The organism is Robertmurraya mangrovi (genome assembly GCF_034427655.1).
GTDB classification, from domain to species: domain Bacteria; phylum Bacillota; class Bacilli; order Bacillales; family Cytobacillaceae; genus Robertmurraya_A; species Robertmurraya_A mangrovi.
On sequence record NZ_JAXOFX010000026.1, the window covers coordinates 33,019 to 45,965 of the forward strand.

Annotated in this window: 14 protein-coding genes and 1 pseudogene; 10 read left to right on the forward strand and 5 right to left on the reverse strand. The window is 34.6% G+C overall.

What is annotated here, in order from left to right; translation table 11 throughout:
- Nucleotides 1–26 precede the first annotated feature (26 nt).
- The 3 genes and pseudogenes from SM124_RS22600 to SM124_RS24140 all read right to left on the reverse strand — a co-directional run.
- Nucleotides 27–1,328, reverse strand: coding sequence for a hemolysin family protein (locus SM124_RS22600; RefSeq protein WP_322448759.1), 1,302 nt, complete (start codon nt 1,326–1,328; stop codon nt 27–29).
- A 58-nt stretch (nt 1,329–1,386) separates the two neighbouring features.
- Nucleotides 1,387–1,605 (reverse strand): hypothetical protein, encoded by a 219-nt coding sequence (locus SM124_RS24135; protein ID WP_407691441.1) that lies wholly within the window; start codon nt 1,603–1,605, stop codon nt 1,387–1,389.
- Between the two features lie 27 nt (nt 1,606–1,632).
- Nucleotides 1,633–1,767, reverse strand: a pseudogene (locus SM124_RS24140) (MerR family DNA-binding transcriptional regulator); the annotation flags it as partial.
- Between the two features lie 229 nt (nt 1,768–1,996).
- On the opposite strand from SM124_RS24140, the gene SM124_RS22610 reads away from it, so the two are divergent.
- Nucleotides 1,997–2,863: a YitT family protein gene (locus SM124_RS22610; protein WP_322448771.1), complete on the forward strand. Its 867-nt coding sequence runs from the start codon at nt 1,997–1,999 to the stop codon at nt 2,861–2,863.
- Nucleotides 2,864–2,927: 64 nt separating this feature from the next.
- Here the strand turns inward: SM124_RS22610 and SM124_RS22615 are convergent, their stop codons facing one another.
- Nucleotides 2,928–4,406 carry a potassium/proton antiporter gene (locus SM124_RS22615; RefSeq protein WP_322448760.1) on the reverse strand — a complete coding sequence of 493 codons (1,479 nt, stop codon included), beginning with the start codon at nt 4,404–4,406 and terminating at the stop codon, nt 2,928–2,930.
- Nucleotides 4,407–4,418: 12 nt separating this feature from the next.
- Nucleotides 4,419–4,982 carry a tyrosine-type recombinase/integrase gene (locus SM124_RS22620; RefSeq protein ID WP_322448761.1) on the reverse strand — a complete coding sequence of 188 codons (564 nt, stop codon included), beginning with the start codon at nt 4,980–4,982 and terminating at the stop codon, nt 4,419–4,421.
- Nucleotides 4,983–5,258: 276 nt separating this feature from the next.
- Here SM124_RS22620 and SM124_RS22625 point away from each other — a divergent pair, with 276 nt between their 5' ends.
- From SM124_RS22625 to SM124_RS22665, 9 genes are all read left to right on the forward strand, one after another.
- Complete coding sequence (locus SM124_RS22625) at nt 5,259–6,194, forward strand: ring-cleaving dioxygenase (protein ID WP_322448762.1); 936 nt, start codon at nt 5,259–5,261, stop codon at nt 6,192–6,194.
- Between the two features lie 36 nt (nt 6,195–6,230).
- Nucleotides 6,231–6,848 (forward strand): alpha/beta hydrolase, encoded by a 618-nt coding sequence (locus tag SM124_RS22630; protein WP_322448772.1) that lies wholly within the window; start codon nt 6,231–6,233, stop codon nt 6,846–6,848.
- Between the two features lie 191 nt (nt 6,849–7,039).
- A complete protein-coding gene (locus tag SM124_RS22635) occupies nt 7,040–7,759 on the forward strand; it encodes a YebC/PmpR family DNA-binding transcriptional regulator (RefSeq protein WP_322448763.1) in 720 nt (239 codons plus the stop codon).
- 105 nt (nt 7,760–7,864) lie between these two features.
- Complete coding sequence (locus tag SM124_RS22640) at nt 7,865–8,371, forward strand: CBO0543 family protein (RefSeq protein ID WP_322448764.1); 507 nt, start codon at nt 7,865–7,867, stop codon at nt 8,369–8,371.
- Between the two features lie 105 nt (nt 8,372–8,476).
- Nucleotides 8,477–8,914, forward strand: a complete 438-nt coding sequence (locus SM124_RS22645) for a GNAT family N-acetyltransferase (RefSeq protein ID WP_322448765.1) — start codon at nt 8,477–8,479, stop codon at nt 8,912–8,914.
- Nucleotides 8,915–9,089: 175 nt separating this feature from the next.
- The gene (locus SM124_RS22650; RefSeq protein WP_322448766.1) at nt 9,090–10,358 is read left to right on the forward strand and encodes a CapA family protein; all 1,269 of its coding nucleotides are present in this window, start codon (nt 9,090–9,092) and stop codon (nt 10,356–10,358) included.
- Nucleotides 10,359–10,458: 100 nt separating this feature from the next.
- Nucleotides 10,459–11,292: an MBL fold metallo-hydrolase gene (locus SM124_RS22655; RefSeq protein WP_322448773.1), complete on the forward strand. Its 834-nt coding sequence runs from the start codon at nt 10,459–10,461 to the stop codon at nt 11,290–11,292.
- Nucleotides 11,293–11,511: 219 nt separating this feature from the next.
- Nucleotides 11,512–11,916 carry a GNAT family N-acetyltransferase gene (locus SM124_RS22660; RefSeq protein ID WP_322448774.1) on the forward strand — a complete coding sequence of 135 codons (405 nt, stop codon included), beginning with the start codon at nt 11,512–11,514 and terminating at the stop codon, nt 11,914–11,916.
- Nucleotides 11,917–12,028: 112 nt separating this feature from the next.
- Nucleotides 12,029–12,685, forward strand: a complete 657-nt coding sequence (locus SM124_RS22665; protein ID WP_322448767.1) for an NAD-dependent epimerase/dehydratase family protein — start codon at nt 12,029–12,031, stop codon at nt 12,683–12,685.
- Nucleotides 12,686–12,947: the final 262 nt, after the last annotated feature.

The following is a 12,947-nucleotide window of genomic DNA, read 5'->3' on the forward strand; positions in this document are numbered from 1 at the left end:
TATTTACTTTCATCCGAGCTCTTGAATTAGTTTTCAATTTTTTTTACTTCAATATAATGAATCTGGTGACCTTCCATTTCGTGTACCTTAAATAGATAGCCTTCCGATTCAACCTCAGTACCTGTTTTTGCCTCAAAATTCTGAGTTAGTAACCAGCCACCGATAGTATCGACTTCTTCATCAGATAAATAGGTTCCAAGTAAATTATTTACATCATCCACAAGTAGTTTAGCATCTAAAAGATAATGGTTATCTTTGATTTTACGAATTTCAGGTATTTCATCTTCGTCAAATTCATCTCGAATTTCACCAACAATTTCTTCAATGATATCTTCTACAGTAACTAAACCAGAAGTTCCACCATATTCATCCATTAATATAGCTATATGTGTGCGCTCCTTTTGCATTTTAACTAACAAGTCATGGATAGGAATCGTTTCAATAACCCTAATGACTGGGTTTACGTAAGGGCTTAATATAATATTTTGTTCTTTAGTTTTATTAAATAGGTTATCAGTTAGAAATTCTTTTACGTTAATGAAACCTAAAATGTTATCTTTATCACCGTCTACCAAAGGATAACGAGTGTAGTTTTCAGTTTTAATTATATTCATAATGTCATCAAGAGTTTCGTCTACGGATATAGTGATAATCTCTGTACGTGGCACCATGATTTCTTTTGCTATTCTCTCATCAAATTCAAAAATGTTATTCATGTACTTTAGTTCATTTTTATTAATTTCGCCACTTTTATAGCTTTCAGATAAGAGAATACGTAACTCTTCTTCAGAGTGAGCCATTTCATGTTCAGAAGCCGGTTTTAAACCAAAGATTTTTAATAAAACTCGGGCAGATCCGTTTAGTACCCAAATAAAAGGATACATTAACCGGTAAAACCAGATAATTGGGACGGCAAATAATAGTGTAACAGCCTCAGCTTTTTGAATAGCCACCGTTTTGGGAGCAAGTTCACCAACTACAACGTGTAGAAAAGTTACTAAGGAAAAGGCAATACCAAATGATAATATGCTAGTTACTGATTCATTTATATTAAAGTTTTCTAGCAAAGGCAGTAATAACTTTTCAACAGTAGGTTTTCCTAGCCATCCAAGTCCTAAAGCAGTGACAGTGATACCTAATTGACAGGCTGACAAATATTCATCTAACTGAGTAACAACTTTCTTGGCGGAAATAGCACCCTTTTTTCCTTCTGCAATGAGTTGATCAATTCTAGAAACACGGACTTTAACAATAGCAAATTCGGTTGCTACGAAAAATCCAGTTAAAGCTATTAAAAGAACAATTAAAAATAGATTTATAGTGGTCAATAAGTAGCCTTACTAAGTAAGGCGTACACCTCCTGATAGAATATTGTAGATTGATACATTAACCAAGTAATAATAATAGTGATTGAATTAAAGTAAGACTCTCGTGTGAAACATTCTTTTTGATAAATTCTTGGTTTTTTAAATCACTTTTATCTAAGTTTTCTAATAGTTTTGAAACATCTTTTTCTAATCCCTGAATTCTAAGCCTAAGCTCTAATACATCAATCTCTTCCGTATCTTTTTCAAGTAACATTTTCTTAATATCTTCTAAAGACATACCTTCATTTTTGGATTTCTCTATTAATCTTAATCTCTCGACAGATTCAGAGTTATAGTAACGATAATTAGAAGAGGAACGTTCTGCTTCTAGTAATCCAAGATTTGTATAATAGTCTACAGTTCTCTTGGTAACATTAGCTTTCTCTGCAAGCTCTCCAATTTTTAGTTTAACTGTCCCAACGTAATCACTCCAAACTGTAACGTGATGGTTATATTATATTATTTTCATATATAACTAACAACAATAATGCTTATAATTCGACGGAAAACTATTACAACTAGAATTAGTATGAAATGATTATTTTATTAAAAAATGTTATTCTAAATAATGGTCATAAAAGCTTTCGCTAAAAGAGCAGTGTCTTTATAATCAGAAAAAGTAGGTGTACATATTGGCAAAACAACATAAAAAAGAAAGTCTCATCCATATTATCTATCGTTATATCATGATTTTCTTTGGGGCTGGTTTAGCAGCCGTTTCCATTGAGTTATTTTTAATTCCAAATTCAGTTATTGATGGTGGGATTATTGGTATCTCTCTTATTCTAAATCATTTAACAGGAATAGGGTTTGGAATCCTTGTCATAATTATAAATCTCCCGTTTTTGTATGCAGGCTATAAACACATTGGACGAAACTTTTTTATTTCCTCTTTATTTGCAGTAATAGCTCTTGCTGTGGTGGAAACCTTATTGCACCAATTTGGGCCAGCTACAAACGAACCGTTATTAGCAACGGTGTTTGGGGGCTTAATTTTAGGAGCGGGTGTAGGAATTGTCATTCGCCATGGTGGTGCTCTTGATGGTTCTGAAATACTTGGAATCTTATTTACGAAAAAGCTACCTTTCTCTGTTGGAGAGTTTGTCATGTTTTTTAATGTCTTTGTATTTGCATGGGCAGGCTTTGTACTAGGTTGGGAACAAGCCATGCTTTCTGTAATTACTTATTATATCGCTTTTAAAACGATTGATTTGGTCATACAGGGACTTGACGAGACAAAGGCTGTCATCATTGTATCTGATCATTATGATGAATTATCTGACGCTATTTCACAAAGGTTAGGTAGGGGAGTAACGAAGCTTAAAGGGAAAGGTGGATATAAGGATCAAGACAAAGATGTATTATATGTAGTTGTAACGAGATTAGAGGTTACAAAGTTAAAAAATATTGTCCATGAAATTGATCCAAGAGCATTTACTACTATTATGAGCACGCAAGAAGCTCATGGTGGACAATTTAAATCAGCAATTCATTAATTTTGGTACGGTCATTATCCTAACTAGAAATGAAAAAAAGGCTATCATAGGAGATAGCCTTTTTCTAATTTGCGGTTTCATGTTCTTTCATTTTATTTAGAATTTCCTTGAGTTTAGGTTTACTCTCACGAGAGGTTAAGATATATAAAATATCTCCTTCATGAATAACGGTATTCCCTTTCGGAGTAACTAATTGGTCTTTTCTGATGATGGCATTTATTAAAGCACTGCTCGGAAGTTTAATGTCCACAATCTTTTTATCTGCAATTATATTGTCTGCGGAAACGATAAATTCTATTATTTCCGCATTTGCCTTTCCAATAGAAACTAATTCTAACGTATGCATGGGTGTTACTTTTTCAGGTCCTGTTAACCCTAAGCGTCCAGCTAGGTAAGGAATAGAAGTACCTTGCAACAATGCAGATAGTAAGACAACGAAGAACACTACATTAAAAAAGATTTGACTATTTTCTAGTCCTGCAATCATCGGAAAAGTGGCCAACACAATGGGTACTGCTCCTCTTAATCCAGCCCAGGATAAAAAGATTTTTTCTTTAGTATTGAACCCCATCTTAATGGTCGAGAGGAAGACTGCAATAGGACGAGCGATAAATATTAAGATTAACGCTAACAAAAGCCCGCTTATAACCACATCAAAAGTAAATAATTGTGAAGGAAAAACTAACAGTCCTAAAATGACGAACATCAAGATTTGCATCATCCATGCAAAACCTTCATTAAATTTAAATATAGAGTGACGATAGGTTAAATCTGAGTTTCCGATAATAAGTGCGGCTACATATACCGCTAAAAGGCCACTTGCATTAATTAGGTCAGTCAATCCATAGGTTAGCAAAGCAAAGGCCAAAGCAAATACAGGATAGAGCCCACTAGAATCCAAATTTATTTTATTAATAGCAAAAGTAGCAAGTTTTCCAAATAGTAAACCAATTAACAAACCAATAATCATTTGCCAGAAGAAAGATAGAACTAGTAAAAGAATATTGTTATCGTCAATTGTAATGAGTTGAATGAAAGTAATAGTCAAAAAGACCGCCATGGGATCATTCGTACCAGACTCCGCTTCTAATGTAGAGCCTAATCTCGGTCGAATATTTTGACCTTTTAAAATAGCAAACACAGCAGCTGCATCAGTTGAACCAACAATGGAACCAAAGAGAATAGCTTCAAACCATGTGACATCAAGTATTAATTTAGCTGCAATTGCCACGATTGCAGTTGTTATGAAAACCCCTACAGTTGCTAGTGATAAGGAAGGGACTATTACAGGCTTTACGGTCGTCCACTTTGTTTGAAGACCACCCTCAAACAATATGATGACGAGTGCGATCACACCAATTAACTGTGCAAAATGGGCATTATCAAAATAAATAAACCCCAGACCATCACTTCCAACAATCATACCTACAGCTATAAACAACACAAGGGCCGGTACGCCAATACGAGAAGAAAATTTTGTAGATAGAACACCAAGAATTAAAAGAAATGAACCCAGTAATATGAAATAGTCAATGTTAAACATGATATTCCCCCCTTACAAGTCTACGTCTATTTCTGTTTTTATCTTATCCTTTTTATCAATACCTAGGTATTTAAGGGTTTCGGATGGAGAGGCATGATTAAAAAGCTTCTGTAACAAGGAAATTGCCACGCCTCTTTTATATGCATGATAACCAAAGGTCTTCCTCATCGATTGTGTTCCAATATTGCCTACAACACCCACTGTTTCAGCTGCTTTACTAATAATTCTGTAAGCTTGCTGTCTAGTAATCGCTTTATCTGTTTTACTTGACTTGAATAAAAAATCATCCATTTTATACTCAGTGCTTTCTAGATAGGATGTGATGGCTTTTTGGACATTTTTATTAAGGTAGATAAAGGTGGTCCCTTTTGCTTCGGAGTGTAGTTCGTAGAATGCATTAATCTTATGATCTTTGTTTAAAATATCTTCTATCTTTATAGTAAGAATTTCACTAATTTTTAAGCCAGTATTAATACCAAAAACAAATAATAAATAATCACGTTTTGAAGATTTTTTAAGAAGTTGTTTCATTGCTTGTATGCTTTGTTTATCGTATATGGCATCTACATGTTCCATTAGAATATCACCTCAATACAATGTTACATAATCTTATTATATCATATAGTTATGTAACATCAAATATTCCGACTTTTAATAGAACAAAAGGTTTTTTCAAGTAAATGTATAGTTTTGTGTTTATTGACAATAGGGGATAAATGTTTTATTATTATCTCGAATTCAAGATATTTTAATTAAGAGTATACTTCAGTTTTTCACAGCTTATACAGTAATAGTATATATGCTAAAGATAGAAGAAGATGAAGGAAATGAATGTAAAGGGGGAATATATTAATGAGCAAGAATACAATGGGTATTCATCATATAACAGCAATTGTTGGTCATCCACAGGAAAATGTAAATTTTTATGCAGGTGTTTTAGGATTACGATTAGTCAAACAAACGGTTAACTTTGATGACCCTGGAACTTATCACCTTTATTTCGGAAATCAAAGTGGGAAGCCAGGTACAATTATAACGTTCTTTCCTTGGACTGGCGCGAGAAAAGGTATTATTGGAGACGGACAGGTTGGAGTTACTTCTTATGTTGTGCCAAAAGGAGCTATGTCATTTTGGGAAAAACGATTAAATACATTTAACGTTCCTTTTAAAAAGTTGAATAGATTTGATGAGGATTATTTAAGCTTTGAAGATCCCCATGGTCTACAATTAGAAATAGTTGAGAGAGAGTACGGAGAGGATAGTAATTGGAGCTTTGGCGGAGTAACTGCAGATGTTGCCATAAAAGGTTTTGGGGGCGCTACATTGTTATCTGTTCAACCAGACAAAACAGCTCTATTACTAGAAGAAGTAATGGGACTGAAACGCGTTGGGGAAGAAGGAGATATAGTGCGATATCAATCTTCAGCTGATATAGGTAATATTATCGACCTAAAGAAAACCTCAGTTGGTAGGGGACAAATGGGAGTAGGAACAGTTCATCATATCGCATGGCGAGCAAGCGATGATGAAGATCAGCTAGATTGGAAACGACATATTGAAAGTTATGGGTATGGAGTTACCCCTGTTCAGGATCGAAACTACTTTAACGCGATTTACTTTAGAGAGCATGGGGAAATACTATTTGAAATTGCTACTGACCCTCCAGGCTTCATTCATGATGAATCAGAGGATACGATGGGAAAGAATCTTATGTTACCTACTCGGTATGAGAAGCATAGAGAACAAATAGAGCAAATTCTGATTCCAATACAAGTTAAGGAACTCTAAGTAGATTATTTGATACCAAGAAAGGAGTTGTTTTTGATTATGCAGCATATTTTTCAAAAAGGTAAGAATTCATCTAAACCCACACTGCTGTTATTACATGGTACGGGCGGTAATGAATTAGATTTATTACCACTGGCGAAAAGAATTGATGATGAGGCATCTGTACTAAGTGTTCGCGGAAATGTATTAGAAAATGGTATGCCTCGTTTTTTTCGAAGATTAGCTGAAGGAATATTTGATGAGGAAGATCTAATTTTTCGCACAAAGGAGTTAAATAACTTCTTAGATGAGGCATCGGAAAAATATGAATTTGATCGTAACAATATTTTGGCAGTAGGTTATTCCAATGGTGCAAATATTGCTGGTAGCCTATTATTCCATTTTGAGAATGCCTTAAAAGGGGCTATTTTACATCACCCTATGGTGCCGATTTCTGGTATAGAGCTTCCTGATCTAGCAGGAACAAGTGTATTTATTACAGCAGGAACAAATGACCCCATTTGTTCTCCGCTAGAATCAGCTGAACTGGAGTCATTGCTAGAAAGAGCAAATGCAAAAGTTGAAACTCACTGGGAGAGCAACGGTCATCAGTTAACAGCCTCTGAGGTGGAAGCTGCTGTCCAGTGGTACCGTGAAACCTTTTTAAAAGTGTAAAAAACTCTCGTTTAGCGGGAGTTTTTTCTAGTTCTATGACATTACTCTCAAACTCGTACTGAAGATTTCGATGTTGTATAATAAGGACATATCAAAATGGTATAGTTTTGTTCATTAAAAAGTATTGAAGTTAAGGCACATTTCATATTTAATATAGGATGTAGATTCAAAGTTGAAAGTGAGTGTTCAAAATGGGCCGTAAGTGGAACAATATTAAGGAAAAAAAAGCGTCAAAGGATGCAAATACTAGTAGACTATACTCAAAATTTGCCCTTGAAATTTATGTAGTTGCTAAACAAGGTGAAGCTGATCCAGAACTTAATCAGGCTTTAAAATTTGTTATAGAACGTGCAAAAACTTATAACGTACCTCGCGTCATTATTGACCGTGCAATCGATAAAGCAAAAGGTGGTTCAGATGAGAACTACTCTGAGCTTCGTTATGAAGGATTTGGACCAAGTGGATCGATGATTATCGTTGATGCCTTAACCAACAACGTAAACCGTACAGCATCTAACGTTCGAGCTGCTTTTGGTAAAAATGGTGGGAATATGGGTGTGAGCGGATCGGTTTCCTACATGTTTGATGCAACAGCAGTTATTGGTATTGAAGGGAAAAACTCTGAAGAAGTTCTTGAACTTCTAATGGAAGCAGACGTAGATGTACGCGATATCATAGAGGAAGAAGAAGCTGTTATCGTTTATGCCGAACCTGACCAATTTCATGCGGTTCAAGAAGCATTTAAAAATGCTGGAATTACAGAGTTCACTGTTGCAGAGCTAACGATGCTCGCTCAAAATGATGTAACTCTTGCTGAAGATGCACAAGCACAATTCGAGAAACTTATAGATGCACTAGAAGATTTAGAGGATGTTCAGCGTATTTATCATAATGTTGACCTTGGTGAGTAGGATATTTAAGAAACGGCCTTCATAAGGAAGGTCGTTTTTCTTTAGTAATAATTTACTTTTTTTTACAAATGCTATTAGTAATTAAATGAAACCAAGGGGTTAATCATGAATATTCTAGTAGCAATTTTACTTTTAGCGGCATCTTTTATATGGGGAAATTGGAGTAGATGGAGAGAACTTCTACCAACCTTTTACTATTTATCTTTTATGAATTTATTTTATGAGTTTATCGGAAATGAATATAAACACTTGTGGAAACTGGAAAGTAATATTACAAACGAATTTTTAACAATCTGTATATATAACTTTATCGTTTATCCATGTATTATTGTCTTATTTTTTGGCAATCTTCCAACGGAAAAGGCAAAGACTATCATCTCTCTCATAAAATGGATTATCGTTTCAGTTATTATAGAATATATCGCTTTAAAGCTAGGGTATATCAAGTATTTAAATGGCTGGAATGTATATTGGACATGCTTCTTTTGGGCAACCATGTATCCGATGTTAATTTTACATAATCGGAAACCATTAGCAGCAATTGGCTTATCTTTTGTATTTATTGCTTTTTATCTATATATCTTTGACTACCATATATTTACTAAAGCTTAACTGCTATACAATCTGACCCTTAATTAATTTTCAAAACTATCCCTTTTGGTTTGATATCATTCCCTTTATATTATTAGTAATAATACATACAGGAGGGGAACGTTTTTGGAAATTAGAAGGGCCACCCAGGAAGAACTTGATTTAGTAGTAGAACTATTTGATGGTTATAGAACTTTCTATAACCAACCTTATGATAAAGAAGGAGCTAGAAAGTTTATTTATGACCGGATGCTGAATAATGAATCAATGATTTTTCTTGCTTTTGAAGAAGATGAAGCAATTGGATTTACACAATTATATCCTACCTTTTCATCTGTCAGCATGAGAAAGTCATTAATATTAAACGATTTATATGTAAAAACAAATGCTCGTCGGAAGGGTGTCGGAGAAGCATTGATTAATAAAGCTTTTGAATACGCCAAAGAAATAGGGGCTAAGGGAGTGCTGTTGGAAACAGGTAGAGAAAATACAAAGGCACAAGCTCTTTATGAAAAAATGGGTTTTACCCTTGAAGATAATCACTTTTATTATTTTACGTTATGAGAAGAATTCGGTTCTTCTCTTTTTTCTTGCTCTTTTCTAAAACTGTGAAATAACTTTTTACTATATTTTCTATAGAATCTTTATTCAAAAAAATGTAAACTAAGCATTAGAAAATTAAAGGAAAACTGGTTAGCAGTAAACTTGATTTAGAAATATATTATAAAGGGTTGTATAAATGGAAAAGAGGAGAAATAGAAAGAGAAAAAGAAATAGAAGGTTTAATTCAATATTTTTTATGAGTATTTTGTTTTTACTATCGCTATCCTTATTCACATACTTAGCTTTTACTCTTCCAAAGGAAATTAAATCTCGTTCAGATGAGGTAAGTGTAGCTTCAGAGAATAAGAAGACACAAGAAGACAGCCAAAGAAAACGAAAAGAAGATAAAGCTGTCAAAGAAGATAAAGCTTTATCAAAAGACAAAGAAAAAAAGGGTAACGAAAAGCAATCGGATAAAAAAGTAAAAGCAAAAGAGGACAGTAAGGACCACTTACCAATTGAGTTAGTGTTTGTGGGAGATTTATTAATGGATTGGTCAACTAAGATTACAATGGACTCAAAAGGTGTTGATTATCCTTTTGTACATGTTAAAGAAGCTATTTCGAAAGCTGACTTAGCAATAGCAAATCTTGAAAATCCTCTTACCACAAGAAATGAATCCTTTAAAGATAAAAATCAGCTATATAATTTCCAGGCAAAGCCGGAGCATATAAAAGGGGTTATTAATACCGGATTTGATTTAGTCTCCCTTGCAAATAATCATGCCCTAGATTACGGGGAAGAAGGTCTATTGGACACATTCGCTACATTGGAACATCATAAGTTAGATTACATCGGAGCAGGCAGAACAATGGAAGAAGCTTTCCAAACAAAAGAGTATGTTATTAAAGGGAAAAAAATTAGAATTATGGCAGCATCACGTTTTGTTCCTGCTGTAAGTTGGTATACATTTGCTCCTGGGACGAAGGCAGGACTAGCGGGTGCTTATGATTTAGAATATTTAGTTAAAAAAGTAGCCGAAGAAAAGGTCGATACAGATTATCTGTTTTTATTTATCCATTGGGGTATTGAAAAAACATTTACACCAGCCGATTATCAAAAAATTTATGTACAGAGGTTGGTTGAGGCAGGTGTTGACGGGATCATAGGTAGTCATCCCCATGTGTTACAAGGTTTTGAGTATTATAATAATGTACCGATTGCTTATTCTTTGGGGAATTTCCTTTTTCCTAATTATGTTAAAGGGGATACTGCGGAAACGGGTTTACTAACTTTAACCATACAAGAAGGCAATGTAAACATGGCATTTAAGCCATACTATATAAAAGATGACCAAATAACACCTTTATCCTTAGAAGAAGAAAAGAAAATATTAAATAAATTAGCTAGTGTTTCTTACAATGTACAAATGAATGGCTATGATATCCAGAGAGTAAATGAATAAAAGGGGACAGTTCTCTTTAGAATACTAAAGTAGGACTGTTCTCTTTTTTATAGGGAAAATGCGCTCAAAAGGAGGAAGAACTTTGGAAAACGGTAAGGATATGGAGTACGGGAAGGATTATAAGTATATTCCAGCAACCTCTGTTGGTAGCGGTGTCGGTATTGCCGTTATGCCGGACATTTACAGCTATACCATTCAAATTGTAAATATTGCACTTGTAGGAAACCCCGAGAGTGGTGAGTTTGTTTTAGTTGATGCAGGAATGCCGGGTTCAGCTGATGAGATTATAAGTCTTACTGAATCTCGATTTGGTTCGGACAGCCGCCCAAAAGCCATTGTATTAACTCACGGTCATTTTGACCACGTTGGAGCCATTATTGAACTAGTTGAACATTGGAATGTACCAGTGTATGCACATGAGCTAGAGTTGCCATTTTTAACTGGAAAAAGTAGTTATCCAGAACCTGATCCAACCGTGGAAGGTGGGATGGTTGCTAAAATGTCTCCTATGTTTCCTAATGAGCCCGTAAATTTAGGAAGCCATGTACAAAGTTTTCCTAAGGATGGAAGTATACCGGGTATGCCAGGATGGCGTTTTATTCATACTCCTGGACACTCCCCTGGACATGTTTCTTTCTACAGAGAAAGTGATGGAGCATTAATTGCAGGAGATGCATTTGTGACGGTGAAGCAAGAATATCTTTATAAAGTGTTAACTCAAGAACAAGAAATCAGTGGGCCGCCAAGATATTTAACAACAGATTGGAAAGCTGCAAAACAATCCGTGCAAGAACTTCAAAAACTAAATCCATCCATTGCTGTAACAGGTCATGGACTCCCTATGACTGGAGAGTTATTAAGAGATAATCTGCAGAAACTGGTAAATAACTTTGAAGAGATCGCTGTACCTGATTATGGTAAGTATATTAATTGACGAATGTTGGGGAGGAAACATGAAAAGGTGTTTCCTCTTATTTTTATCGCAGAAGTATTATAAAATTTAAAAGAGTTTGATATAATTGATAAATATATTTTACTAGAACGCTTAATTTAATCTGGATACTACCCAAACCATTCGGAGGCATCAATCATGTTACTTTATAATTGATTAAATCATCCAAATCAGCTAATAAAATGATAGGAGTTGATCATGATGATTTATAAAGTGAATGTTGAAGGTATTACAGCAGAAATGTTAGAGGGATTTTTTGTTGGATGGCCAAATCCACCAAGCCCTGAAACACATTTAAAGTTATTGATAAAAAGTGATAAAGTAGTCCTTGCTTTTGATGTGGAAAAGAATAGAGTAGTAGGTTTTATTACGGCCATAAGTGATGGAGTACTGTCAGCATATATTCCTTTTCTAGAAGTATTACCTGAATATCAAAATGATGGGATTGGAAAAATACTAGTCGAGAAAATGCTCCAAGAACTTGAGAATATTTACATGATAGACATCATGTGTGACGAAGGTTTACAGGCTTATTATCAAAAATTTGGAATGATAAAATCAACCGGGGTGGTTTTTCGAAACTACGATAAGCAATCAGGCATATAAAAGTAGAGAGGCTAGTCATTATGACTACGCCTCTTTCTTTTAGGATAAAAGGGGTTAATCATGCTATCCTTATAGCAAAGGAAAAGAAACTATTATTGGAGGTTCTTCAGGAGTGAAAGAACAAAGAACAGCACTTATCTTAGGAGCTACAGGCTTAATCGGATCCGAGCTACTCACCATTTTATTAAACTCAAAAGAGTATTCACAAGTGACCATTATTGTTCGTCGTAAAATCCAAAATCATCATGCTAAATTAAAGCAGGTTGAGATTAGTGACTTTGAGCAATTAAGTAATCATAGTGATCTATTTAAAGTAACGGATGTATATAGTTGCCTCGGAACTACAATTAAAAAAGCAAAGTCAAAAGAGAATTTCAAAAAAGTTGATTATGATTATACATTATTAGCGGCAGAACTAGCTTCCGAAAATCATGTTGATAACTTTTTAACCGTGACTGCATTAGGCTCCAACCCGAATTCAATGTTTTTCTACAATCAAGTTAAAGGAAATGTTGAAAGAGATTTAAAGAAAATACCTCTTTCATGTGTACACATCTTCCAACCTTCTTTACTACTAGGCAACAGAAATGAGTATAGAGCAGGAGAGAAGATGGCTGAGAAAGTGAGTTCAGCATTGCCTTTTCTCTTCAGTGGACCATTAAAAAAATACAAGCCAATTGAAGGGAAGACAGTAGCTGAAAGTATATATAAGAAGGCTTTACAAAACCAAAAGGGATTCTTTATCCATGCTTCAGATTCTTTATATTGAAATAAATAGAATAACTTAGATTTATTTCCTAAAAAACACAATAAAACTACTTATTATAAAGCACTTAGTTGATTGGAGGGGAAGGCACTTGACTCCTGCGGGATGCAGAGGAAAGGTCGAGACCCCACAGACGGAACGGCGAGTTATCATGAACGAAACTAGCTCCTTACTCGTAAATTCGTAGGTTAATTTGGTAAGAATGTTTATTGATAAAACAAACCAAATCAGAGCTACATTACGGAAGGAGCTAGTTATTATGAAG

What these genes read in the sequence shown, in the direction of transcription:
- SM124_RS24135 (WP_407691441.1), bottom strand. Translation starts at nt 1,605, where the DNA reads ATGTCTTTAGAAGATATTAAGAAAATGTTACTTGAAAAAGATACGGAA.
- SM124_RS22615 (WP_322448760.1), bottom strand. Translation starts at nt 4,406, where the DNA reads ATGTTTAACATTGACTATTTCATATTACTGGGTTCATTTCTTTTAATT.
- SM124_RS22620 (WP_322448761.1), bottom strand. Translation starts at nt 4,982, where the DNA reads ATGGAACATGTAGATGCCATATACGATAAACAAAGCATACAAGCAATG.
- SM124_RS22625 (WP_322448762.1), top strand. Translation starts at nt 5,259, where the DNA reads ATGAGCAAGAATACAATGGGTATTCATCATATAACAGCAATTGTTGGT.
- SM124_RS22635 (WP_322448763.1), top strand. Translation starts at nt 7,040, where the DNA reads ATGGGCCGTAAGTGGAACAATATTAAGGAAAAAAAAGCGTCAAAGGAT.
- SM124_RS22640 (WP_322448764.1), top strand. Translation starts at nt 7,865, where the DNA reads ATGAATATTCTAGTAGCAATTTTACTTTTAGCGGCATCTTTTATATGG.
- SM124_RS22650 (WP_322448766.1), top strand. Translation starts at nt 9,090, where the DNA reads ATGGAAAAGAGGAGAAATAGAAAGAGAAAAAGAAATAGAAGGTTTAAT.
- SM124_RS22655 (WP_322448773.1), top strand. Translation starts at nt 10,459, where the DNA reads ATGGAGTACGGGAAGGATTATAAGTATATTCCAGCAACCTCTGTTGGT.
- SM124_RS22660 (WP_322448774.1), top strand. Translation starts at nt 11,512, where the DNA reads ATGATTTATAAAGTGAATGTTGAAGGTATTACAGCAGAAATGTTAGAG.